The organism is Oerskovia sp. Root918 (assembly GCF_001428945.1).
GTDB classification, from domain to species: Bacteria; Actinomycetota; Actinomycetes; order Actinomycetales; family Cellulomonadaceae; genus Oerskovia; species Oerskovia enterophila.
In genome coordinates this window covers 149,720-172,156 of record NZ_LMJG01000012.1, presented here as the reverse complement: position 1 = coordinate 172,156, position 22,437 = coordinate 149,720, and the positions used below count along the sequence as shown (strand labels likewise).

At 72.6% G+C, this 22,437-nt stretch carries 22 protein-coding genes and 1 tRNA gene; 10 read left to right on the top strand and 13 right to left on the bottom strand.

Annotated features, from left to right (window positions below):
- Positions 1–68: 68 nt before the first annotated feature.
- The 4 genes from ASE27_RS10235 to ASE27_RS10220 form a co-directional block, all read right to left on the bottom strand.
- On the bottom strand, positions 69–1,301 hold the full coding sequence (locus ASE27_RS10235) for an ABC transporter permease (protein WP_056649443.1): 1,233 nt from the start codon (positions 1,299–1,301) through the stop codon (positions 69–71).
- On the bottom strand, positions 1,298–2,095 hold the full coding sequence (locus ASE27_RS10230) for an ABC transporter ATP-binding protein (protein WP_082608781.1): 798 nt from the start codon (positions 2,093–2,095) through the stop codon (positions 1,298–1,300). The genes ASE27_RS10235 and ASE27_RS10230 overlap by 4 nt, the downstream gene beginning before the upstream one ends.
- Positions 2,088–3,452 (bottom strand): efflux RND transporter periplasmic adaptor subunit, encoded by a 1,365-nt coding sequence (locus tag ASE27_RS10225; RefSeq protein ID WP_235535409.1) that lies wholly within the window; start codon positions 3,450–3,452, stop codon positions 2,088–2,090. The genes ASE27_RS10230 and ASE27_RS10225 overlap by 8 nt, the downstream gene beginning before the upstream one ends.
- A gap of 227 nt (positions 3,453–3,679) precedes the next feature.
- A complete protein-coding gene (locus tag ASE27_RS10220; RefSeq protein ID WP_056649440.1) occupies positions 3,680–4,900 on the bottom strand; it encodes a S9 family peptidase in 1,221 nt (406 codons plus the stop codon).
- Between the two features lie 191 nt (positions 4,901–5,091).
- Between ASE27_RS10220 and ASE27_RS10215 the strand changes: the two genes are divergently transcribed.
- The 5 genes from ASE27_RS10215 to ASE27_RS10195 all read left to right on the top strand — a co-directional run bounded on the left by ASE27_RS10215 (position 5,092) and on the right by ASE27_RS10195 (position 10,399).
- Entirely contained in the window at positions 5,092–7,347 is a 2,256-nt protein-coding gene (locus ASE27_RS10215; protein WP_082608780.1) for a heavy metal translocating P-type ATPase, read from the top strand.
- A gap of 80 nt (positions 7,348–7,427) precedes the next feature.
- The gene (locus tag ASE27_RS10210; protein WP_157257530.1) at positions 7,428–7,772 is read left to right on the top strand and encodes a DUF6153 family protein; all 345 of its coding nucleotides are present in this window, start codon (positions 7,428–7,430) and stop codon (positions 7,770–7,772) included.
- A gap of 81 nt (positions 7,773–7,853) precedes the next feature.
- Entirely contained in the window at positions 7,854–8,474 is a 621-nt protein-coding gene (locus ASE27_RS10205) for a DUF305 domain-containing protein (RefSeq protein ID WP_056649434.1), read from the top strand.
- Positions 8,475–8,696: 222 nt separating this feature from the next.
- Entirely contained in the window at positions 8,697–9,272 is a 576-nt protein-coding gene (locus ASE27_RS10200) for an alpha/beta family hydrolase (protein ID WP_056649431.1), read from the top strand.
- Positions 9,273–9,625: 353 nt separating this feature from the next.
- Positions 9,626–10,399 carry a hypothetical protein gene (locus ASE27_RS10195; protein WP_056649428.1) on the top strand — a complete coding sequence of 258 codons (774 nt, stop codon included), beginning with the start codon at positions 9,626–9,628 and terminating at the stop codon, positions 10,397–10,399.
- Positions 10,400–10,546: 147 nt separating this feature from the next.
- On the opposite strand, the gene def is transcribed toward ASE27_RS10195, so the two are convergent.
- Positions 10,547–11,230 carry a peptide deformylase gene (gene def / locus ASE27_RS10190; RefSeq protein WP_056649425.1) on the bottom strand — a complete coding sequence of 228 codons (684 nt, stop codon included), beginning with the start codon at positions 11,228–11,230 and terminating at the stop codon, positions 10,547–10,549.
- Between the two features lie 317 nt (positions 11,231–11,547).
- Here def and ASE27_RS10185 point away from each other — a divergent pair, with 317 nt between their 5' ends.
- The gene (locus tag ASE27_RS10185) at positions 11,548–12,141 is read left to right on the top strand and encodes a hypothetical protein (RefSeq protein WP_056649423.1); all 594 of its coding nucleotides are present in this window, start codon (positions 11,548–11,550) and stop codon (positions 12,139–12,141) included.
- Between the two features lie 64 nt (positions 12,142–12,205).
- Here the strand turns inward: ASE27_RS10185 and ASE27_RS10180 are convergent.
- The 4 genes from ASE27_RS10180 to ASE27_RS10165 form a co-directional block, all read right to left on the bottom strand.
- Positions 12,206–12,278, bottom strand: a tRNA-Thr gene (locus ASE27_RS10180).
- 198 nt (positions 12,279–12,476) lie between these two features.
- Positions 12,477–14,015, bottom strand: coding sequence for an alpha/beta hydrolase (locus ASE27_RS10175; protein ID WP_056649421.1), 1,539 nt, complete (start codon positions 14,013–14,015; stop codon positions 12,477–12,479).
- 117 nt (positions 14,016–14,132) lie between these two features.
- A complete protein-coding gene (locus ASE27_RS10170) occupies positions 14,133–14,690 on the bottom strand; it encodes a hypothetical protein (protein ID WP_056649418.1) in 558 nt (185 codons plus the stop codon).
- A gap of 168 nt (positions 14,691–14,858) precedes the next feature.
- Positions 14,859–15,827, bottom strand: a complete 969-nt coding sequence (locus ASE27_RS10165) for a LysR family transcriptional regulator (protein ID WP_056649416.1) — start codon at positions 15,825–15,827, stop codon at positions 14,859–14,861.
- 71 nt (positions 15,828–15,898) lie between these two features.
- On the opposite strand from ASE27_RS10165, the gene ASE27_RS10160 reads away from it, so the two are divergent.
- Complete coding sequence (locus ASE27_RS10160; protein WP_056649413.1) at positions 15,899–17,161, top strand: MFS transporter; 1,263 nt, start codon at positions 15,899–15,901, stop codon at positions 17,159–17,161.
- On the opposite strand, the gene ASE27_RS10155 is transcribed toward ASE27_RS10160, so the two are convergent.
- Complete coding sequence (locus ASE27_RS10155) at positions 17,123–17,668, bottom strand: hypothetical protein (RefSeq protein WP_157257528.1); 546 nt, start codon at positions 17,666–17,668, stop codon at positions 17,123–17,125. The two genes, ASE27_RS10160 and ASE27_RS10155, sit on opposite strands and share 39 nt — an antisense overlap.
- Positions 17,669–18,051: 383 nt before the next feature.
- Complete coding sequence (locus ASE27_RS10150) at positions 18,052–18,696, bottom strand: LysE family translocator (RefSeq protein ID WP_056649407.1); 645 nt, start codon at positions 18,694–18,696, stop codon at positions 18,052–18,054.
- A gap of 152 nt (positions 18,697–18,848) precedes the next feature.
- Here ASE27_RS10150 and ASE27_RS10145 point away from each other — a divergent pair, with 152 nt between their 5' ends.
- Both ASE27_RS10145 and ASE27_RS10140 read left to right on the top strand, forming a co-directional pair.
- Positions 18,849–19,220, top strand: coding sequence for a nuclear transport factor 2 family protein (locus ASE27_RS10145; protein ID WP_056649405.1), 372 nt, complete (start codon positions 18,849–18,851; stop codon positions 19,218–19,220).
- Between the two features lie 40 nt (positions 19,221–19,260).
- Entirely contained in the window at positions 19,261–20,505 is a 1,245-nt protein-coding gene (locus ASE27_RS10140; protein ID WP_056649402.1) for a low temperature requirement protein A, read from the top strand.
- Here the strand turns inward: ASE27_RS10140 and ASE27_RS10135 are convergent.
- The gene (locus ASE27_RS10135) at positions 20,420–21,187 is read right to left on the bottom strand and encodes a PAS and ANTAR domain-containing protein (protein ID WP_082608779.1); all 768 of its coding nucleotides are present in this window, start codon (positions 21,185–21,187) and stop codon (positions 20,420–20,422) included. The genes ASE27_RS10140 and ASE27_RS10135 overlap by 86 nt on opposite strands.
- Before the next feature lie 304 nt (positions 21,188–21,491).
- Here ASE27_RS10135 and ASE27_RS10130 point away from each other — a divergent pair, with 304 nt between their 5' ends.
- Positions 21,492–21,680: a helix-turn-helix domain-containing protein gene (locus ASE27_RS10130; protein ID WP_331709588.1), complete on the top strand. Its 189-nt coding sequence runs from the start codon at positions 21,492–21,494 to the stop codon at positions 21,678–21,680.
- A 42-nt stretch (positions 21,681–21,722) separates the two neighbouring features.
- Here ASE27_RS10130 and ASE27_RS10125 read toward each other — a convergent pair whose 3' ends face one another.
- Entirely contained in the window at positions 21,723–22,385 is a 663-nt protein-coding gene (locus tag ASE27_RS10125; RefSeq protein WP_056649943.1) for a histidine phosphatase family protein, read from the bottom strand.
- Between the last annotated feature and the right edge of the window lie 52 nt (positions 22,386–22,437).

Below are 22,437 nucleotides of genomic sequence, written 5' to 3'. Positions count from 1 at the left end.
CAGGGCGCCCGGACGGCACGGCGTGGCCGGACGAGCGCTGGGACGAAGCGTGGACGGGAGCGGCACGGTCACTCCGACCGGAGGGCGTCGATGGGCGCGAGCCGCGCCGCCCGGACGGCGGGGTAGACGCCGAACACGACGCCGATCACCAGGGCGACCACGATCGACCCCACGACGGCGGCGGGGAGCACCACGATCGAGGTGCCCAGCACGCCGGGCAGGGCCTTGGCCGCGACGATCCCCAGGGCCGCGCCGATCACCCCACCCGCGAGGCCGAGGATCGACGCCTCGACCAGGAACTGGCGGCGGATCGCCCACGGCGGCGCGCCCAGCGCCTTGCGGAGCCCGATCTCGCGGGTCCGCTCGGTGACCGACACGAGCATGATGTTCATGACGCCGATCCCGCCGACGAGCAGCGAGAGCGCCGCGATCCCCGTGAGCAGGACCGTGAGCGTCCGGTAGACCGACGTCGCCGTGGACACCAGGGCGTCCTGGCTGTTGATCGAGAAGTCCGCCGAGTCGGCGGCGGTGATGCCGTGCAGGTTGAGCAGCACGGCCTCGGCCTCCTGGTAGGCCGCGGACAGGACGTCCTCGGAGGAGGCCTTGAGGTAGATGGTCGAGACCGACGAGCGGGACGTGCCGCCCATGACCTGGTTGGCCGCGGTGCTCAGCGGGATGACGGCCATGTCGTCGAGGTCGCTCGACGAGTCCGCCCCGGCCTCGGCCAGGACACCGACGACCGAGAAGACCGTGCCCTCGATCGTGACGCTGCGCCCGACGGCGTCGGGGGACCCGAACAGCTCGGTCGCGGTCTCGGCACCCAGCACCACGACCGTGGCCTGGCCCGCCTCGTCCTCCGCTGTGAAGAACTCGCCCAGGGCGAGCTCGCGCGAGCGGACGTCGGTCCAGTCCTCGGTCGTCCCGACGACCTGGGTGGTCCAGTTGGTCTCGCTCGTCTCGACCGAGAGCGACGACGTCTTCTCGGGGGCGACCCCGGCGACGTCGGGCGCGCTGACGTCCGAGGCGAGGGCCTCGGCGTCCGTGCGCGTGAGGGTCGCGCCCGACCCGAACCCGCCGCGCATCCCCTCGCTGTCCGTGTTGGATCCGGGCGTGACGATCAGGAGGTTCGAGCCGAGCGCACTGATCTGCTCGCTCACGTCCTTCTGCGTCCCCAGCCCGAGGCCCACGGTGAGGATCACCGCGGCGATCCCGATGAGGATGCCGAGGACGGTCAGGAGCGAGCGCATCGCGTGCGACCGCACCGCGGTCCAGCCCGTGAGGAGGGTCTCGCGCCAGGTCATGCGGCCACCCCCGACGTCAGGGTGTCGCTCTGGATCAGGCCGTCCCGGACGCGCACGATCCGGCGCGCGCGCTCGGCGACCTCGAGCTCGTGCGTGATGAGGACGATCGTGCGGCCCTGAGCGTGCAGGTCGTCGAACAGCCCCAGGACGTCCTCGGTCGAGGCCGAGTCGAGGTTCCCGGTCGGCTCGTCCGCGAGGATCATCGCCGGTTCTCCGACGAGTGCGCGAGCCACGGCGACGCGCTGCTGCTGGCCACCCGAGAGCTCGCCGGGCCGGTTCGCGAGCCGGTCGCCCAGGCCCACGCGCTCGAGCGCGGCGGTCGCCCGTGCGCGGCGCTCGTCGGCCGGGACGCGCCGGTAGGTCAGCGGGAGCTCGACGTTGCGCCACGCCGACAGCGAGGGCAGCAGGTGGAACTGCTGGAACACGAAGCCGATCTGGTGGTTGCGGATCGCGGCCAGGTCCTCCTCGTCCAGGTCGCCCACGTCGTCGCCCGCGAGGCGGTACTGCCCGGTCGTGAGGACGTCGAGGCAGCCCAGGATGTTCATGAGCGTCGACTTGCCGGACCCCGAGGGGCCCATGATCGCGACGTACTCCCCCTGACGGATCGCGAGGTCCACGCCGCGCAGCGCCTCGAACTCGACCGAGCCCGTGCGGTAGGTCTTGCCCGCGGCGTGCAGCTCGATGACGGGCCCCTGCCCATCGGCGGCACGCCCGGCCGCCCGGGGCTCGCCCTCGCGGGCGTGGGACCAGGTACCCAGGGCGAGCGACGCCGTCGGGCCGGAGAGGTCAGCCATTGCGCGGTCCCCCGCCCTGCCCGCCCGGGCCACCCATCTGGCTCGGGTCGAAGCCCTCGGGGAGCTGGCTCGGGTCGAAGCTCCCGCCGCCGGGCATCTGCCCGGTCTGGCCCGACTCGTCGCCGCCCGTGCCGGTCTCGGTCCGCTGGACCACCTGGACCAGGACCTCGTCGCCCTCCTCGAGGCCGCTCGTGATCTCGACCAGGCTCCCGGTCGTCTCGCCGACCGTCACGACCGTGGTGACCTCCTCGCCGTCCTCGCCCGCCTGCGTCACGACCGACTCGCCGTCGACCGTGCGGACCGCGGCGGTCGGCACCGTGAGCACGTCGGTGCGACGCTCGTAGATGATCTCGGCGTCGGCGCTCACGCCGTCGTGCAGGCCCTCGGGCGAGCCCGTCACCGAGATCGTGACCGGGTACGTCGCGGTGCCCGACGTCGTCGAGGGCAGCAGGCCGATCGTCGCGACCGTCCCGAAGACCGTGTCCTCGAGCCCGTCGACCGTGAGCTCGACCTGGTTGCCGACCGCGAGGTGCGGCAGGTCGGCGTCGCCCACCGTGGCCGTCGCCTCCCAGGCGTCGGTGCCCACGATCACGAAGGCCGCGCCCGACGACGTGGTCGTGGCGCTGCTCGTCGCGCCGGGTGCGGCCCCGCTCGCGCCGGTCCCGCCCGTCGCGCCGGAGCCGGTGCCGGCGGTGCCGCCGCTGCTGCCGCTGCTGCTGCCGGAACCCGACGCGCTCGACGTCGACCCGGTGACGGCCTGCCCGACCGACACGTTGACCTCGGTCACGAGACCTGCGGCCGGGGCCGTGAGCGTCGCGCCCGCGAGCGCCGCCTCGGCCGCGGTGACCGCGGACTGCGCGACCTCGACCTGCGCCTGGTCCGCGCTGATGCGCGCGAGGTCGGCGGCCGATCCGTCGGACGCGTCCTGGCTGTCGGCGAGCGTCGCCTGCGCCTCGACGAGGTCGGCCCGCGCGGACAGGACCGCGGCGTCGAGCTGGAGGGTGTCGATCGTCGCGAGCGCCTGTCCCTCCTCGACCGTGTCGCCCGCCTGGACGTCGACGGACGTCACGGTGCCCGAGCCTGCGAACGAGACCTCTTCCTGGACGCTCGGCGTCAGGGTCGCGGACGTCGTGACGCTCTGCTGGACCGTGCTGAGGCTCGCGGCGACCGACTGCGTGGTCGCCTCGGGAGCGGCAGCGGCCGACGAGGGGTGGCGGAGCACGAACCAGTAGACGGCACCGGCCACGAGCACCAGGGCGAGCGCCCCGGCGACCACCCGTGTCCTGGTGCTCGTGCGTCTGAGCAGCTGACCCATGTTCTCCCTCACGTCCTGCGCGCACGAGGGCGCGGCGGTCACTGAGGGCGACGGTAGGGAGCGGTACTGGGGTCGTGCTGTCACGAACCTATGGGGAGGCTATGAATCGTGAGACGGGGCTGACCTCTGGGTGCCGAGCACGAGGTTGCGGTCGTTCTCGAGCTCAGAGCGACCGCAACCTCGTCTTCGGCCCCTCTCGACGAGCCGGACCCCCGCGTTCCGACCGCCTCACCGCCCGGGCGCGACGGCGCTCCCAGCCTCGGGGGAGGTCACGGAGCCACAGGCTCGCCGTCGTACTCGAGCGTCTCGTCGAGCCAGTCGTACACGCGCTGGTGGAACACGGCCCGGCCCGTCATCTCGCAGTGGCCCGTGACGTCTTCCTCGGGGCCCAGCTCGACGTACTCGGTGGGGCAGCCGAGGTTCTCGGCCAGCGTCCGCGCGGACGTGGAGAGATCGTCCCCGACCGTGCGGCAGACGAACGTGGGGCACTCGATCAGGTGCTCACGTCCGCGCATCGTGTAGTCGCGCGCGATCCTGATGAACGCCATGGGGTCGTCGACCCCGTGCACCCACAGGTTCCGACGCAGCGCCCAACCCGCCGAGGTCTTCTTCAGGAGCTGGTGCAGCGTTGCCTCGACGACCTTGAGAGCAGCCCCGTGGTCGTCCTCGAGGTGGCCCGCCAGGAGCGCCGGGAACCTCGCAGCGACCGTGTCGTACAGGTCGTACGGACCGCTGTCGGCGATGCAGGCCGCGAGCCGGTGCTCGCCCGACGCGGCCCTCGGCGCGAGGTACCCGCCGAAGCTCCACCCGTGCACGACGATCCGCTGCGGGTCCACCTCGGCCAGGGTCAGCGCGTGGTCGACCACCGCGGTGACCACGGTCTCCCAGTCCGGTCGGAACGGGATCCCTTGGTCGAGGATCACGCTGCCCTGCCCCGGACCGTCGAACGCGAGCACGTCGTACCCTCGCTCGAGCGCCGCGACCGCGTTCGCGAAGTACAGCTCCTCGGCAGTGCCGTCGTAGCCGTCGACGAGGAGGACCGTGGGACGCGGGCGTCCGTCGTCGGACGCCCGGTAGAAGTACCCGGGCAACGTCCCGCCCTCGAAGGGGATCTCGAGCACGTCGGGGGGCAGGTCGAGCAGAGCCGCGCCCTTGCGGAACGTGTCGGTCTGTCGGCGCGAGCTCTCCCGGAACCTGTCGTCGACGGGCGATCCCATGAGGAAGAGACCAGCCGTCCGGTAGTAGTTCGAGGCGCGGAAGTAGGCGGTGCGGGCGCTCACGACGTGTCCCGCGACATCGCTCTCCTGGGCGGTCTTCTCGACCCGGGCTGCGGTCGCCGACCACTCGTCGTACCACCGGTCGCCGTCGCTGTGCGAGATGCGCCGAGCCGTCTCGATGCACTCACCGACCTCCGCACCGCCCTGCGCGACGTAGGCGAGCGCGCGGACGAGCTGCGCGTCGAAGAGCTCGTCGTGAAGGACCAGGGTCATGGCGGCTCCGCCCGTCGTCGGTCCGTCCAGGCTAGGACGGTCCTCGGACCGTCGCGCGCCAGCCTGCACCGCCTCCTCTTGACGGACCGGGAATGCTGCGGCAGGATCATGAGTTATCGATACCCCAGGGGGGTATTGCCGAGCGAAGGCTCGCCCGGCGCGATAGGAGGAAGGACGGGACGATGAATCCCATGGACCACGACGAGCACGGTGGCCCCACCGGCCGCACCGGGCACGGGCACGGTGCTGCGGACCCGGCCCGCGCCGACCACAGCGCGCACACGGCAGCGGCCACCGAGCCGGGGCACGCGCACCACGACGCGCACGCGGGCCACGCCGGCCACGACATGACCGCGATGCCCGGCACCGATGGTGCGGCCCACGCAGCCCACGCGGGTCACGTGGGTCACGCAGGTCACGATGGTCATGCAGGCCACGGCGGCCACTCGGGCCACGTCGCGATGTTCCGCCGCCTGTTCTGGATCATGCTGGCCCTCGCGGTCCCCACGGTCCTCGCGAGCGAGATGTTCGCGTCGATCATCGGCTACTCGCTGCCCGACGTCCCGGGCATCGCCTGGGTCTCACCAGTCCTCGGCACGATCATGTTCGTCTGGGGCGGCAGGCCGTTCCTCACGGGCGCGGTCGACGAGCTCAGGGCCCGCAAGCCCGGGATGATGCTGCTCATCGCGCTCGCGATCACGGTCGCGTTCGTGTCGTCGTGGGGCGCGAGCCTGGGGATCCTGTCGCACGAGCTCGACTTCTGGTGGGAGCTCGCGCTCCTGGTCGTCATCATGCTGCTGGGCCACTGGATCGAGATGCGCTCGCTCGCGCAGTCGTCGTCGGCCCTCGAGTCGCTCGCGGCCCTGCTGCCCGACGAGGCCGAGCGCGTGGGCGACGACGGCCAGGTGACCACGGTGTCGCCGACGGACCTCGTGGTGGGGGACGTCGTCGTCGTGCGCCCTGGCGGGCGCGTGCCTGCCGACGGCGTGGTCTCCGAGGGCACCGCGGACGTCGACGAGTCGATGATCACGGGCGAGTCGCGCCCGGTGCGCCGGACGGTCGGCGACCACGTCGTGGCCGGGACGGTAGCGACCGACCAGGCGCTGCGCGTGAAGGTCGACGCGGTCGGCGACGACACGGCCCTCGCGGGCATCCAGCGCCTCGTGGCCGAGGCTCAGGCCTCGTCGTCGCACGCCCAGCGCCTCGCCGACCGTGCCGCGGGCTGGCTCTTCTGGTTCGCGCTGGGCGCCGCGGTCCTGACCCTGGTCGCGTGGAGCATCTGGGGCACACCGGAGGACGCCCTGATCCGGACCATCACGGTCCTGGTCATCGCGTGCCCCCACGCGCTGGGTCTCGCGATCCCGCTCGTCGTCTCGATCTCGACCGAGCGCGCGGCCAAGGCCGGCGTGCTCGTCAAGGACCGCATGGCGCTCGAGCAGATGCGCACGGTCGACGCCGTCCTGTTCGACAAGACCGGCACCCTGACCAAGGGCGAGCCTGTCGTGACGCACCTGACCGTGGCGTCGGGCACCGAGTTGGACCTGCTCGCGCTGGCCGCGGCCGTGGAGGCCGACTCGCAGCACCCGCTGGCCCGCGCGATCGTGGGCGCAGCGGCGGACAGGGGCGTGCGGGTCCCGCGCGCCGAGGACTTCCGGTCGTCGACGGCCGTGGGCGTCTCGGGCCTGGTGGACGGTCGCCGCATCGCGGTCGGTGGCCCCTCGCTCCTGCGCGAGCACGGCCTGTCCGCGCTGCCCGACGTCGCCGCGTGGGAGAGCGAGGGCGCGACGGTCCTGCACGCGCTCGCCCTCTCGGACGGGTCAGCCGGCGGGCCCGCGGGCAGCGCCGTGATCCTCGGCGCGTTCGCCCTGGCCGACGAGATCCGGCCCGAGTCGCGCGAGGCGATCGACGCCCTGCACCGTCGCGGCATCCGCGTCGTCATGATCACGGGTGACGCCCAGGCCGTGGCGCAGTCGGTCGCGGACGAGCTCGGCATCGACGAGGTCTTCGCCGGTGTGCGCCCGGGAGACAAGGGCGCCAAGGTCTCCGAGCTCCAGGCCCGTGGGCACAAGGTCGCGATGGTCGGCGACGGCGTCAACGACGCCCCGGCGCTCGCACAGGCGGACGTGGGCATCGCGATCGGCGCGGGCACCGACGTCGCCATCGCGTCGGCAGGGGTCATCCTCGCGAGCGACGACCCTCGATCGGTCCTGTCCGTGATCGAGCTGTCCACGGCGAGCTACCGGAAGATGAAGCAGAACCTGTGGTGGGCCGCCGGGTACAACCTGGTGTCCGTGCCGCTCGCGGCGGGAGTCCTGGCCCCGGTCGGGTTCGTCATGCCCATGGCCGTGGGCGCGCTGCTCATGTCCCTGTCGACCGTGATCGTGGCCCTCAACGCGCAGCTCCTGCGCCGGCTGGACCTCGACCCGGCTCGCGTGGCAGCGTCCTGAGCCCCGTGCCCGGCCTGTCGTCCGCACTGCGGCCCCCGCGAACCTCCGGCCTCGTCCGGCGGTTCGCGGTGCTGCTCGGGATGCTGGTTCTGCTCGGCGGGTTCGTCGGGATGCACCAGATGTCGGGCAGCCCCGTGACGCACGGCACGACGCACACGGCCGCCGCAGGCACGACGAGCCCGGCGAGCCACACGACGGGCGACGTCGACGCGGAGGAGGTGGCGCCGTCGGGCACGGGGCACGGCGAGCTCGTGGCGATGTGCCTCATGGTGCTCGTCGCGCTCGTGTCGCTCGCAGGCCCGGCGCTGTGGCGTCGCCTGCCCGACGGCGTCACGCACCTCGCGCGCGTCGTCGCACCCTGGTCGCGGCCCGGGTGGGCGCTGCGTCCGCCGTCTCTCGTCGCGCTCGGGATCAGTCGGAGATAGGAGCTCGGCCCGGACGGGGCCGCAGCACGCCATCACCGCCGCGAGGGCTCGCGGCACACCGACACACCTGAAGGACCACTGATGAACAAGCACACCCTGACCAGGGCCACGATCGGTCTGACGCTCGGCTCGACGCTGCTCCTCGCGGGCTGCACCGACGGGGGCGACGGCGCAACGGGAGACATGGAGGGCCACGACATGGGCGAGAACACCTCGCAGGGCACGCCGGACGCAGGAGCCGACGCCTCGGCGAACGACGCGGACGTGATGTTCGCGCAGATGATGATCCCGCACCACGAGCAGGCGCTCGTGATGTCACGGATCGTGCTCGACACCAACGGTGTCGACCCAGCGGTCGTCGACCTCGCAACCCGCATCGAGGGTGCACAGGCGCCGGAGATCGAGCGCATGAACGGGTTCCTCGAGGAGTGGGGAGCCGGGTCGACGGGCGACCACTCGGGGCACTCCATGGACGGGATGCTCACCGACGAGGAGATCCAGGCGCTCGAGGACGCGGACGCCACGACGGTCTCGCGACTGTTCCTCGAGGGCATGATCGCGCACCACCAGGGTGCCGTGGACATGGCCGAGGCCGAGCTCGCCGACGGCGAGAACCCCGAGGCGCACGAGCTGGCGCAGGCCATCATCGACGCGCAGGAGGCCGAGATCGCGGAGATGCAGGAGCTGCTCGCGGGGCTGTAGGCGCTGGGTGCCGAGCACGAGGTTGCGGTCGATTTGAGCACGTCCGCGACCGCAACCTCGTGCTCGACCGCACGGAACCTCGTGGTCGTCGGCAGCCCCGCCCTTCTGGCCGAGCATGCGGTTGTCGTCCGGAATCCCCAGGAGACGGACGACAACCGCATGCTCGAGGAACGGCGACCGCATGCTCGGCACCGACCAGCCCGCCGCTGCAACACTGGACCCATGACGCGATCCCCAGCTCCAACGGTCGGCGGGCTCCTCCTCACCCCGGGGGCCGGGGCCGGTCGCGACCACCCGACGCTCGTCGCGGTCGAGGAGGCCGTGGAGCCGCTGCCCGTGCGGCGGGTCGACTTCCCGTACCGGATCGCGGGCAGGCGCATGCCCGACCGTGCGCCGGTCGCCGTCGCGCACCTGGTCGAGGAGGCCGGGCGCTTCGCGGCCGAGGAGGGCTTCGCGCCGGACCGGCTCGTGCTCGGCGGCCGGTCGTACGGCGGGCGCATGTGCTCGATCGCCGTGGCCGAGGGCCTGCCCGCGGCCGGGCTCGTGCTGCTGAGCTACCCCCTCCACCCGCCGGGCAAGCCCGACAAGCTGCGCGTCGACCACTTCCCGCAGCTCACGGTGCCCGTGCTGTTCGTGTCGGGCACGACCGACCCGTTCGGCTCGCCCGAGGAGTTCGACGAGCACGTCGCAGCGATCCCCGGCCCCGTCACGCAGGTTCGCCTGCCCGGGGCACACGACGTCCGGAACGACCATGCGGCGGTGAGCGACGCAGTCGTGCAGTGGTTGGCGACGCTCTGAGCCGTCCCGCTCGGGGGTGACCGGTCGGTCGCCGCGGCCTGACTGCCCGGAGCACTGGAGCCCCTGCCCGACGACGCAGCGGAGGTTTCGCACGAGGCGCACCTCGGTCTGGAGGACCTCCGCGCCGAGGGCCGAGACGCCCGGAACCGGAAGGACTGCCAACAGTTTGGTAGCGCTTCCACATTCACCCGGGTAACGGTACGTTTAGCGCTCACATGTCCGGTTTGGGTGGTGGAGACAGGCATGTCGGGAGAGTACGGTGAACTGAACAACCGTCCAGTTCACTATCTGGCCAGCCCCGCTCGCACCCCTGAGCCGAGGGCACCCCTCCCCCCCCGGAAAGGTCCTCCTTGATGCGCGCAGTACCCGTCGCCCTCCTGACGACAGCGATCCTCGCGGCCACCCCCGCGATCGCGTTCGCCGGCGGCTCCGACGACCCGACCCCGTACACCGTGACCGCCGGGGGCGTGACCCTGCCGACGGGCACCGCCTACGTCGACGGCGGCCACGTGAACTACCGCGCGACCGCGCTCGACGGGACCGGGTCCCAGAGCTTCGGCACCCACTTCGAGTCGCTCAACAACCAGCCGTCCGGCAAGTACATCGGCACGAGCTTCTACGACTTCAGCGGTGCCGCTGCCGCGTTCCCCGACGGCTACTGCGTGACCTGGGTCCAGGTCGCCGAGTACAACGAGCACTTCGGCGAGGGCGGGCAGAAGCCCGTGTGCACGCCGACGACGCCGCCCGAGCCCCCGACCCCGCTGACCCCCGTGGTCCCGGGAGCCGAGCTCCCCACCGACGAGGAGACTCCCGCCGTCCCCGGGACACCCAAGGGCCCGGACGAGGTCACCACGCCTCCGGCGAGCGGCAACGACGCCGAGAACCCGACGACCGTGGTGCCCGATACGACGCCGACGACCACGGTCCCCGAGGGCGCCGAGAGTCCTGCGGGCACCGATCCCGTGACCGTCGACGGCGCTGTCCCCGTCTCGAACACCGTCGCCGCCGAGAAGGACGGCCTGGCCGCCACCGGCTCGAACGCGATGCTCATCGCCGCCGGGGCCGCAGCCCTGCTCGCCGCTGGCGTCGGCGCGGTGCTCGTCAGCCGTCGCGCGCAGCGCGGCTGACTTCGAACGTACGAAGGCCCCCGCCCGGGAGCCGTCCGCAGAGCACCTGCTGCGGCTCCCGGGCGGGGGCTCTCGTGTGTTCGGGTTCGGCCGGGTCGGGCCGGTCGGGCCGGGCCCGCTGTGCAGGGCCCGCCCGGAGGACTGGTCTTAGCGCAGGGGCTCGGCCGGGTACTCGGCGGGCGCCTTGCCCAGCGCGTCGGACAGCTCGCGGCGCTCGTCCAGGATGCCGGGGCGTTCCTGGTGCATCTCGGCGATCACGGCCTCCTGGGCCGCGGGCGCCAGGTGGTCGAAGTAGAGGGTGCCGTCGAGGTGCTGGGCCTCGTGCTGGAGGGCACGGCCGAAGAAGTGCGTGCCCGTGAGCTCGACGGGGTTGCCGCGCTGGTCGAACCCGCGGACGGTCGCCTTCACGGGGCGAGCCAGCGGCGAGTAGGCGCCGGGGATCGAGAGGCAGCCCTCGTCGCTCTCCTCGATCTCGTCGCCCGGTCCGTCGAAGACCTCGAGCACGGGGTTGACGACGTGCCCGACGTGGCGGTCCTCGTTCTCGTCCTCGACGTCGTACACGAAGATCCGCAGGTCCACGCCGACCTGCGGCCCCGCGAGGCCCACGCCCTCCGCGACGAACATCGTGGTGAACATGTCGTCGACGAGCTGCGCGAGCTCGGGCGTGCCGAACTCGGTCACCTCACGGCACGGGGTGTGCAGGACCGGCTCGCCGATCTCTGTGATGCGCAGGATGTTGCCGCGCTCCACCTGGGGAGCGATCTCCGGGAAGCTCTTGACCGGCTGGCCCAGGACGTAGGTGACGGGGCGACGACGGCCGAATGTGAACATGGGACAAGCCTAGGTGGTGGCTCACGGGGGTCGGTCCGGGACTCCGCTCCTACCGAGGATGCCGAGCACGACCACGGGAGCTGGAGCCCCTCGCGCTCCGCCCGAGGTTGCGTTCGTGCATCGTTCCGCTTCACGGCCGAGCGCTGCGCGTACGCTGAACGTGGAAGCGTCAAGGGTGGTGCGACATGAGATTCCGCGGGCGAGCTCTCGTCAGCGCGGCGGTCGTTGCCCTGGCGCTTGCTGGTTGCGCGAGCCCCACCCCGGCAGAAGACCCCTCGTCGATCGCCCCGTCCCAGAGCGCCACCACGCCGCGCGACGTGACCCCCACACCGTCCGCGGAAGCCCCGAAGAGCGCCGATCCCCCGTCGACCGAGGCACCCGCTGCCGAGCTACTTCCTGCGTTCGAGGACCTCATCATCAGCACCGCGGGCCTCGGCCCTCTCGCGATCGGGGTCCCTCCGGAGTCGAACCCCGGGGCTGCGATGATCCGGTGGTCGCCCCACGAGTGCGCGGACATGGGCGATGGAGACCCCGGCCGATGGGTCACGACCTACCCCGGGGCCGACGGCGGGTATCCGACGGCCGTCGAGGTCACCGATTCCGGGGTCGTCTGGATCGACGTCCTCCAGGCTGGACCGCGCACCGCCGAGGGCGTCGGCATCGGCACGGACCTGGCGACGCTGCAGGCCACCTACCCGAACCTGGTCGCGGGGAACCCTGGTCCGGTGTCGAACGTCTGGTGGCTCTCCGGCCCCGACGGCTACCTGGTCTTCGAGACCCAGGGCGACAAGGACGGGCTGCAGCCGGCCGGGACTCCCGAGCAGGTCATCCTCATGCGGGTCCTGTCCCCCACGGCCGACCCCGACTTCGCGACCGCGAACTCCGACTGGGTAGCGGGCGGCTGCCTGTAGTCCGAGCAGGCCCCGGACAACGCAGAAGGCCCGGAACCGTCGAGGTTCCGGGCCTTCCTGTCTGAGCCGCCTAACAGAATCGAACTGTTGACCTTCTCATTACGAGTGAGACGCTCTACCGACTGAGCTAAGGCGGCGCGTACCGGACGTCTCGCCTTGCGGCGCTCCGTTTCAGCAAGCGTCGCTACTGTACCCAACGCGAGGGCGTCGAGACAAACCGACCTCCGCGACGGCGTCGGGCAAGCTCCTCACGGAGCCCGCCAGAGCCCCCGGAGCCCGCCGCCCACCCGATCCACCCCGAGCCGGCCGCACCCGCCGCCGGACGCGGCCGGCGCTCAGCAGACCTTCCCGTCCTCGGGGACCTTCCCGTCGACCAGGTACGCGTCCACGGCGTCCTCGAGGCACGCGTTCGAGCGACCGTAGGCCGTGTGCCCCTCGCCCTCCCACGTGAGCAGCACGCCCGAGTCGAGCGCCTTGGCCAGGCCCTCGGCCCAGACGTACGGGGTCGCGGGGTCGTTCGTGGTCCCGATCACGACGATGGGCGCGGCGCCCTCGGCGTGCAGGTCGAACTCCTGGTCCGCGACCGGGTAGGCCCAGTCGACGCACGCCATGCCGCCGTAGGTGAAGAACGAGCCCATGGTCGGGGCGGCCTCCTCGATCTGGGCGGCCTGCTCCTTCATGAACTCGGGGTCGGGGTTGCCGCGCGCGTCGAGGCAGTTGACGGCCCGGAAGGCCTCGGCCGAGTTGTCGCTGAAGGTGCCGTCGGCGTTGCGGCTGTTGTAGAGGTCCGCGAAGCTCAGCAGCATGGTGCCGTCGTTGCCGTTCATCGCCGCGTCGAGTGCCGCCGTCAGGGCGTACCAGTTCTCGTTGTTGTAGAGCGGCAGCGCGATCCCGTAGAACGCGAGCGTCTGCGTCAGGCGTCGGTCGCTGCTGGTCTTGAGGGGCCGCTCGCCGACCTGGTCCAGGAACGCGCGGATCTGCGCCATGCCTTCGTCGACGGTCCCCGTGAGCGGGCAGTCCTTGCCGCCCTGGCAGTCCTCGACGTAGGCGCGCAGGGCGTTCTCGAAGCCGACGGCCTGCTGCGCCCCGATCTCGTCGGAGGAAAGCGTGGTGTCGATCGCGCCGTCGAGCACCATGCGCCCGACCTTCTCCGGGTACAGGCCCGCGTACGTGGCGCCGAGCTGGGTCCCGTAGGAGAAGCCGAGGTAGTTGAGCGTCGAGTCCCCCAGGACCGCGCGCAGCATGTCCATGTCGCGTGCGGCACTCTGGGTGTCGACGTTGCCCAGGAGGTCCCCGGTGTTCTGGGCGCACGCATCGGCCCACGCCTCGAGGTCGGCGGCCATCGCCGCGCGCCCCTCGTCGCTGTCCTCGAACGAGCGCGAGAGCGACTCGTCCTTGGCCGCGTCGTCGAGGCAGACCACGGGGGTCGAGGAGCCGACGCCGCGCGGGTCGAACCCGATGAGGTCGTAGGCCTCGCGCACGGGCTCCCCGATCCCGGCGGCGGCGCTCGTGATGTACTCGACGCCCGACCCGCCCGGCCCTCCGGGGTTCGTCAGCAGGGAGCCGATCTTCTCGCCCTCGGCCGGAAGCCGCTTGAGCGCGAGCTCGATCGTGCCCTGCGCGGGGTCCTTCCAGCTCAGCGGTGCGATGGCGGTCGTGCACTCGAACCCGCCGCCGCAGTCCTCCCACTGGAGGGTCTGGCCGTAGAACTCGGCGAGCTCGGCCGGCACCTCCTCACCGGTTCCCGTCGAACCCGACGACGCAGTCTGCGCTGGGCTCTGCACCTTGGGCGAGGGGGCGCACGCGCCGAGCAGCAGGGCGAGGGCGAGCGTCGCAGCGGACAGCGCTGACGTGCGGCGGGAGGGCGTCTTCACCCGGCAACGGTAACGGGTCGGGCTGGGCCGGGACCTCGTTCGAGGTCTCCGGGCCCAGCCCTTTCACGCGAACTTCACGGGCGGCGCCCCGTGCCGCCGCCCAGCGCTGTCAGGAGGTCAGGACTGCTCGACCCACGCGGCCTCGCCGACCTGGCCCGCGGCCGCACGCGGGGTCAGGACGACCGAGCCCGCCTCGTCCAGCTTCACGGTCACGTCGGCCGACTCGTCGACGCCCTCGGGCGCCTTGACGACCGTGGTCCAGCCACGCATGTCCATGGTGCAGGGCTTGTCGTCCTCGACCTTCTCGAAGGTCACGACGACGTCGCTCCCCTCGAGGGTCGCCTCGCCCTCGGCGACGGTCGGGCACGTGCTCGACCCGAACGTCACGACGTACAGGTAGCCGTCCTCAGCCGTCCAGGCCGCCCCCGTGCCACCGTTCGAGGGCGGGTCGATCCCGTCGGGCAGGTCGACCCCGTTGGCCCCCGCCTCGATCGGCAGGTCGGCAGCGTTCAGCGGCGCCTCGGGCGTCTCCTCGGACGGCGTGGTCTCCTCGGCGCTGCTGCTCTCCTCGGCGGTGGGCGACGAGCCGCCCGAGTCGGTGTCGGTGCCGCACGCGGTGAGCGCCAGGAGCGCGACGAGAGAGACGGCGGGGGCGAGGCGGCGCAGGGAAGTCATGGGCGGTACTCCTTCGAGGCATCGTCGCGGGTCCGCGGTGGCGTCACCCGTCACCCTCATCATGTCGCGAGGCCCGTCGTTCTTGCCCCGCGACACCGGGGGCGACGCGGATCACACCCGGCAGTTCACCCTGGCGCGGCCCTCGCGACCGATGACCGGGACGCAGGCTCAGCGGACGGACGCTCCGCCGTCGGGCACCCCACCGGCCCGCGCTCCCACGGCCTGCACCCCCGCGACCGACGTCCCCGCGCGGAGCATCGCGACGAACGCGGCCAGCGTGGGCGACGTGTTCTGCGGGGACCACGCCGCGCCGATGTCGCGCGTCGTGACGGGCTCGTCCAGGCGGAGCTCGACGCCCTCGTGCACAGGGTGACGCGCGGGCGGCAGGACGCTCACGCCCAGGCCCGCGGCCACGAGCCCCCGGACGGTGTGCAGGTCCTCGCCCTCGAACCCGATGGTCGGGCGCACACCCGCCGCGGCGCACAGCGCGTCGACCGTCCCGCGCAGACCGTACCCGTGCTTGAGCGTGATGAAGGTCGAGCGCACCGCGTCGCGCAGCGTGGCGCCCGTCCTCCCCGCGAGCTCGTGCCCCGCCGGGACCATGAGGACCAGCGGCTCCTGGAAGAGCGTGAGGGTGTCGAGCCCGGCCGGGGCCGGCACGAGACGCGAGACCAGGGCGATGTCCGCCTCGCCCGCGGCGAGCGCGTCGAGGCACGTCCGGCGCGCGCCCTGCGTCATGGTGAAGCGGACTGCGGGGTGCCCCGCGAGGAACTCCTTGATGAGCGCAGGGACCACGGACTCGCCCAGGGACGTCTGGAACGCGACCGACAGGGTGCCGCGCGCGAGCGCCTCGGCCGAGCGGACCGCGTCGACGCCCGCGCCCAGCGCCGCGAGCGCCTGGCGAGCGTGGGGCAGCAGGGCGCGGCCCGCGTCGGTCAGGCGGATGCCGCGTCCGTGCCGTTCGACGACCGGGACGCCGAGCACCTCCCCGACCCGGGCGACGGCCCGGGACACGGTCGGTTGCGGGGCCCGCAGCATCGCGGCGGCGAGCGTCACCTGCTCGACCTCGGCGACCGCGACGAACGCGGGCAGCAGGGGCAGGAGGCGGCGGGTCTGCTCGTCGAGGGTGACATCCATGCGCCGAGCGTATGCGTCGACAGTCAAACATGCATTGGACGCAAGAGTCGGTGATTCCTAGCGTCGAGCGCATGACCACGACCCTGGTGCCCGCTCCCCTCCCACCCGCGGCGTGGACGGGCCACCGGCGCGGCTCCCGGGGATACCGCCGGACGGTCGTCGCGCTCGTGTGCGCAGGGGTCGCGACGTTCGCGCAGCTCTACTCACCTCAGGGGATCCTCCCGGTCGTCGCGGCCGACCTCGGGGTCTCGGCCCCGACCGCGTCCCTGACGGTCTCGGCCGCGACGCTCGGCCTCGCGCTCGCGGTCCTCCCCTGGTCCGTGGTCGCCGATCGCGTCGGGCGCGTGCGCGCCATGCGGGCCGCGCTCGTGGCCGCGAGCGCCCTGGGCGTCCTGGTGCCGTTCGCGCCCACGACCGAGCTGCTCGTCGCGGGCCGCTTCCTCGAGGGGGCCGCGCTCGGCGGGGTGCCGGCGCTCGCCGTCACGCTGCTGCACGAGGAGGTGCACGCCGCGCACACGGCCGTGGTCGCGGGGCTGTTCGTGGGCGGGGCGTCGGTGGGCGGGCTCGCGGGCCGGGTGCTCGCAGCGCCGGTCGCCGAGCTCGCGGGGTGGCGCGTGGGCCTCGCGACGGTGTCGGCGCTGTGCGCGGTCGCGACCCTGGCGTTCGTGCTGCTGGTTCCCCGCGCACGGGGCTTCTCTCCGGGCGGCGCGCGGCTGCGCGAGGTGGGCGCGCTGGTGACCGCCAACCTGCGCGACCGCGGCCTGCTCGTCCTGTACGGCAACGGCGCCCTGGTCATCGGCGGGTTCGTGACCATCTACAACTACCTGGGCTTTCGCCTCGAGGCCCCGCCCTACCTGCTGTCGCCCGCGGTCACGTCGCTCGTGTTCTTCGCCTACCTGGGCGGGACGGTCTCGTCGAGGCTCGCGGGCAGCCTCACGGTCCGGTGGGGGCGCCGCCGCGTCCTGGCGGCGGCGGGGGCCGCGATGAGCGCGGGGGCGCTCCTGACGCTCGCCCCGCAGCTGCCCGTGATCCTGCTGGGTCTTGTGGTCCTGACGGCGGCGTTCTTCGGGGCGCACGCGGTCGCGTCGGGGTGGGTGGGGCACCGGGCGGTCGTGGGGCGGGCGCAGGCGACGTCGCTCTACAACGTCTTCTACTACGCGGCGTCGAGCCTGCTCGGCTGGCTCGGGGGCGTCGCGTGGGTCCACGCGGGGTGGACGGGCGTCGCTCTCTTCGCCGCCGGGGCGACGCTCGCGGCACCGCTGCTCGCTCTGGGGTCGCGGTCCCTGCGCGAACCGCTACCGCGACGAGACGCGCAGCTCACCCTCAGAACCTGACACCGTCACCCGTCGCGGCAAGGAGCTCTTCGGCGTCGTGAGCTTGCCCCGCGCACCGTCGAGGTGCCATACCGCCTGAGCGCCGACGATCCCGTACCTCGTCCCGCCCGGATCGCTCTCGGACCGGTCGAGGAAGATCACGTAGCGCTCCCCCGCGCGCGGGACGGGCGCGGCGTTGACATAGCGCCCGTCGTCCTGACGGATCGTGATGAGGTCGTCGGCGACCAGCGGGCCGTCGTCCGAGCTCACGACCCTGAGCTCGGTCACGACGAAGGGAGCCTCGCTGACGTGCTCGGTCCAGGTCTCCCCGGTCGGTTCGACGACGGCGACGTCCGTGGTCTCGACCGCCAGCTCCTCGAGCGACGAGTAGTCGTACATCAGATCGAGCTCCTCACCTCCGCGGGCCACGAGCGCGGCGTCGGAGGTCGTCCACCACACGGCCGCCCCCAGCACCACGACCGCAAGGACCGCGAGCCGGGTCCACATCCCCCGATCGGCCTCTTCCATCTCGTGCCCCTCCAGCCCCCGAGCCCGCGACGGTGCCGGCTGCGCGCCGACCGTACCAGCGCCCGCGGTTCGTCGTCAGGGCACGGGCCTCGGCCCGACGGCGGAGCGCACCACCCGCACGTCACCACGCCTCTCCCCCGGTCAGGACCCGGGTGAGGCCGACCTGTGCGGTGAGCGGCGCCGTCGGGCCTCGCGGCGGGCGTGCCACTCCGTGAGGGGACCAACCGGTCCCTGCCGCCGACCCGCTCGACCTGGGCGACCCGCCCCTCTGTCGCCCGGACGCCCGACGACGTCGCCTCGTGGGCGAGCGAGACGATCGGCGCGCCGCCCTACGGGCCGTAGAGGTCCGCGGAGTACGAGGACGGAGCGGTCGCGGCGCGTCCTCACGCCGTCGCCGGGGCAGGCGCGTCCATCGCGAGCTTGACCCCCACCGCGCCCAGCAGCGTGCCGGTCGCGCGCCGCTGCCAGCGCATCCACGTGGGGCGCGAGCGCAAGAACACCGCGATGCTGCCCGCGGCCAGCACGATCCCCGCGTTGACGAGCACGCTCACCCCGATCTGCACGCCGCCCAGCACGAACCCCTGCCCCATGACGCTGCCTGCGGTCGGGTCGATGAACTGCGGGATGAGCGCGAGGTACATGATCGCGGCCTTGGGGTTGAGCAGGTTCGTGAGCAGGCCCATGCGGAAGAGGGTCGCGCGCGAGTCGCGCGGGAGGTCCTGCGCCTCGAACGGGGAGCGCCCACCCGGTCGCAGCGTCCTCCACGCGAGATAGAGGAGGTAGCACGCGCCCGCGACCTTCAGGCCGACGTACAGCCACGGCACCACGACGAAGACCGCTGCGAGACCCACGTTCGCCAGGGTCATGTAGACCACGAACCCGGCCGCGGTCCCCGCGAGCGAGACCATGCCCGCCTGCCACCCCTGGCTAATGCTGCGCGAGACCAGGTAGACCATGTTGGGTCCGGGGGTCAGGACCATGCCCAGGGCGACCGCCGTCATGCCCAGGACCGCTGCCGTGCCGACCATGCCGGGTCTCCTTGTCGTCGGATGGCGTGCGCGTGTCGCGACGATCGTGCCCGCCGAGAGTCATTGTGCCGGGGGCGGAGCCCGCACGACCAGGCGAATGCGGGCGCGCGCGGCCCGGACTACGGTCGAGGGACCGACGAGCGGAGGCACGCATGGACCACGAGGCCGTCATGACCTGGGTCGCCGCGTACGAGGCGGCCTGGCGCGAGGAGGACCTGCGCGCCGTCGAGACCCTGTTCACCGAGGACGCCCGCTACGCCCGCTCGCCCTACGACGAGCCCCTGCACGGCCACGGCGAGATCCGGGACTTCTGGCTCGTCGACTCCGGGGAGACGTTCACCCTGCGGGCCGCGCCCGTCGCGGTCGAGGGCACGACGGCAGTGGTGCGACTCGAGGTCCGTTACGGCGGCCCCGAACCTCAGGAGTACCGGGACCTGTGGATCCTGCGCTTCGCGGACGACGGCCGCGTCGCGGACTTCGAGGAGTGGGCCTACTGGCCCGGCAAGGCGTTCACCGCGGAGTGAGCGCGCGCTGCCACCCACGCGGCGTGCGAGGATCGCGCCCATGAGCGCTCCCCCGACCGACCAGCCCGCGGCCCGCACGCCGGGCACGTGGGGCATGCGCACCGACGTCCTGCGCCACGGGCACGGGCACGACTCGGACAAGGTCGGCTACATCGAGCTGTTCTTCGACCTCGTGTTCGTGTTCGCGGTCACCCAGCTCTCGCACTCGCTCATCGCCCACCCCGACGGCACCACCCTGGTCCAGACGCTCATCCTGGGGGCCGCAGTCTGGTACCTGTGGATCGACACCACGTGGGTCACCAACTGGCTCGACCCCGAGCGCCTGCCCGTGCGGACCCTGCTCCTCGTGCTCATGCTGCTGGGCCTGCTCATGTCGAGCGCGATCCCCGAGGCGTTCGGTGAGAAGGCCCTGCTGTTCGCGGGGACGTTCGTCGCCATCCAGGTGGGGCGCTCGGCCTGGACCACGTACGCGCTCCACCGGCACTGGCCCGAGAACGGCACGAACTTCGTGCGCATCACGATCTGGCAGGTCACCTCGGGGATCTTCTGGGTCGCGGGCGCCCTGGTGCCCGACGACTCGTGGCGCCTGATCCTGTGGATCGTCGCGGTGCTCGTCGACTACGCCGGACCGCGGGCGCTCTTCCGGGTGCCCGTGCTGGGACCCACGGACCCCTCGACGTGGGTCGTGCGCGGCGAGCACATGGCCGAGCGCGTCGGCCTCTTCATCATCATCAGCCTGGGCGAGTCGATCATCGTCACGGGCACCGCGTTCGGCGACCTCGAGCTGAGCGCGACCGTGGTCCTCGCGTTCCTCGCGGCGTTCGCCTCGACCGTGCTCATGTGGCTGCTGTACTTCGACCGTTCCGAACGGCGCGCGACCGCGTACTTCGCCGGCTCGGCCTCGACGGGCATGATCGCCCAGACCGCCTACACGTACGTCCCGTACCTGCTCGTGGTCGGGATCGTGCTCACGGCCGTGGCCGACGAGCTCGTGCTGCTGCACCCGCTCGGCCACGAGGGCTCAGGGCACGCCGACCCGTGGACCGCAGGGCTGATCTGCGGCGCGGGCATGGTCTACCTGGCGGGCAACACCCTGTTCCGTCGCGCGACCGGCGGATCCTGGTCGTTGCCCCACGTCGCTGGCGTCGGGGCCCTCGGGCTGCTCTACGCGACCTACCCGGTGCTGTCCCCGCTCGCGATCAACTGGATCTCGAACGGTGTCCTGCTCGCCGTGATCCTCGGTGACGTGGCGCGCTCCCAGCGAGCGGCGCCGTCGGGAGCCTGAGATCGGCAGGGAGCGTCGGGGTCGGCGGCGCGAAGAACGCGTCGAGGTCCTCCCGCGTCGCGGTGCTCCCCCCGAGATCCGTCATGCTCGCGATCAGTCGAGCAGCGATCGACCGCACGGGCTCGTTCGTGATGCTCGAGTGGTCGCGCAGCAGCGCGAACGCCTCGTCCTCGCTCAGGCCGTAGAGGACCATGACCGCGCCCTTGGCCTGCTCGATCGCGGCCCGGTGCGAGGCCGACGCCCTGATCTCCGCCGAGGCCTCCTCCCGGACGCGCGCGCCGTGCGTCTCGGTCAGGTCCATGAAGTACCCCGTGACCCGCGTGACGACCCCCGTCTCGTCGTCGAGGTCCCCCTGCCCCACCACGCCCAGGGTCCTGGTGCGGCCGTGGGCGTCGATGATCCGGTGGGTGCAGCTGAACGGCGTCCCACGGCTGGTCACCTCGGCGAGCACCCCCTGCACGCGCGACAGGTCGTCCGGGTGCTTGTGCGCGAGCATGAGCTCGGTCGTCGGGACGACCTCGCCCGGGACGAACCCGTGCATCGCGAACAGCTCGTCCGACCACCACCACTTCCCCGTCGGGACGTCGAGCACGTAGCGACCGACGGGCTGCGGTCCGTCGCCGCGCAGGACGGCGTCGAGCACCGCCTCGAGATCTCCGTCGGTCTCGTTCCTTGTCGTCACAGCACCACTCCCCCAGTGCGTCGCGATGAGCCGAATACTCCAGGGTGCCACGAGGCGCTGGATCCGACCGACTGCGCGCGAGCACTTCACCCGGCTACTCAGGCCTTCGGCGGAGCCTGCTGAGCACCCCGTGATTCCGCCGTGGCCCACTCACCCGAACGGACCCTGGCACGTGAGTGGACCCGTGGTGCACCAGCATCGGGGAGAAATGGGTCGCCGACCTGCGGCCCGACCGAGCGGGCACGCGACGCGCGCCAGGAACCTGGGAGACACGATGGACCGGCCGGAACGACCCCACCAGCTCATGACCCCCGCAGAGGTCGCGCTCGTCTTCCGTGTCGGCCCTCAGACCGTGAGCCGGTGGGAGTCGCGCGGGCGGCTCTCCGCGATCCGGACGCTGGGTGGGCAGCGCCGGTACTACCGCGCCGAGATCGAGGCGATCGTCGGCGGGCCGGTGGTCGTGCCGGACCCGACCCCGCCCGCAGCAGCCTGACGCGCCGTGACGCGCCGCGTGCCGGCCGGGCGGGCGCGGGCCTCAGGCCGAGACGGGTGCGGGCCGCGCCGCGACAGCGCCGTGCCCCGCGACGTCGACGCCCACGGCCACGACGTGCGCGACACCGTCCGTGACCTCGACGGTCGAGACCGAGGCGTTCGGCAGCGCCGCGAGCCCCGACGGGTCGATCGTCGCGAGGTAGGCACCGAGCGTCAGCCCGTGCCCGACGACGAGCACGTTCCGGTCGCGGCCCGCCCCCGGCCCCGAGGCGTCGTCGTGCGCGGCCACGATGCGCCCGAACACCCCGCGCACCCGGGCCATGAACTCGGCCCCCGGCTCGCCCCCGCCGACCCCGGGGTGCGTGCCCGCGAGCACCGCGGGCACGAGCACCGACCACGGCACGACCGCGTCGAGCTCGCGCTCGGGACGTCGCTCGAACGAACCGAACGACAGCTCGCGCAGGTCGGTGTCGACCGTGATGGGCAGGTCGGGGTGGTGGCGCAGGATCTCCATGGCTGTGAGGACCGCGCGGCCCTGGGGCGAGGAGTACGCAGTGCTGAAGTCGTGCCGCGCCAGGTGCTGCGCGGTCACGCGCACCCCGGCGCGACCCGTGCGGGTCAGTGGGGAGTCGCACGCCCCCTGGAGGTGGCGGCGCGCGTTGAGGACGGTCTGCCCGTGGCGGACGAGCGTGAGCGTGAGGGTCATCGTCGAAGTGCCCTTCCGGTGGTCCGGTGTCTTGTCGCTCGCGACGCTAGCG

Bases quoted from the DNA above. Each gene is read 5' to 3' on its own strand.
- ASE27_RS10210 (WP_157257530.1), top strand. From the start codon at position 7,428: ATGCTGGTTCTGCTCGGCGGGTTCGTCGGGATGCACCAGATGTCGGGC.
- ASE27_RS10200 (WP_056649431.1), top strand. From the start codon at position 8,697: ATGACGCGATCCCCAGCTCCAACGGTCGGCGGGCTCCTCCTCACCCCG.
- ASE27_RS10150 (WP_056649407.1), bottom strand. From the start codon at position 18,696: ATGGTCGGCACGGCAGCGGTCCTGGGCATGACGGCGGTCGCCCTGGGC.
- ASE27_RS10165 (WP_056649416.1), bottom strand. From the start codon at position 15,827: ATGGATGTCACCCTCGACGAGCAGACCCGCCGCCTCCTGCCCCTGCTG.
- ASE27_RS10195 (WP_056649428.1), top strand. From the start codon at position 9,626: ATGCGCGCAGTACCCGTCGCCCTCCTGACGACAGCGATCCTCGCGGCC.
- ASE27_RS10125 (WP_056649943.1), bottom strand. From the start codon at position 22,385: ATGACCCTCACGCTCACGCTCGTCCGCCACGGGCAGACCGTCCTCAAC.
- ASE27_RS10215 (WP_082608780.1), top strand. From the start codon at position 5,092: ATGGACCACGACGAGCACGGTGGCCCCACCGGCCGCACCGGGCACGGG.
- ASE27_RS10155 (WP_157257528.1), bottom strand. From the start codon at position 17,668: ATGGAAGAGGCCGATCGGGGGATGTGGACCCGGCTCGCGGTCCTTGCG.
- ASE27_RS10145 (WP_056649405.1), top strand. From the start codon at position 18,849: ATGGACCACGAGGCCGTCATGACCTGGGTCGCCGCGTACGAGGCGGCC.
- ASE27_RS10205 (WP_056649434.1), top strand. From the start codon at position 7,854: ATGAACAAGCACACCCTGACCAGGGCCACGATCGGTCTGACGCTCGGC.
- ASE27_RS10130 (WP_331709588.1), top strand. From the start codon at position 21,492: ATGACCCCCGCAGAGGTCGCGCTCGTCTTCCGTGTCGGCCCTCAGACC.
- ASE27_RS10140 (WP_056649402.1), top strand. From the start codon at position 19,261: ATGAGCGCTCCCCCGACCGACCAGCCCGCGGCCCGCACGCCGGGCACG.
- def (WP_056649425.1), bottom strand. From the start codon at position 11,230: ATGTTCACATTCGGCCGTCGTCGCCCCGTCACCTACGTCCTGGGCCAG.
- ASE27_RS10170 (WP_056649418.1), bottom strand. From the start codon at position 14,690: ATGACTTCCCTGCGCCGCCTCGCCCCCGCCGTCTCTCTCGTCGCGCTC.
- ASE27_RS10230 (WP_082608781.1), bottom strand. From the start codon at position 2,095: ATGGCTGACCTCTCCGGCCCGACGGCGTCGCTCGCCCTGGGTACCTGG.
- ASE27_RS10220 (WP_056649440.1), bottom strand. From the start codon at position 4,900: ATGACCCTGGTCCTTCACGACGAGCTCTTCGACGCGCAGCTCGTCCGC.
- ASE27_RS10160 (WP_056649413.1), top strand. From the start codon at position 15,899: ATGACCACGACCCTGGTGCCCGCTCCCCTCCCACCCGCGGCGTGGACG.
- ASE27_RS10235 (WP_056649443.1), bottom strand. From the start codon at position 1,301: ATGACCTGGCGCGAGACCCTCCTCACGGGCTGGACCGCGGTGCGGTCG.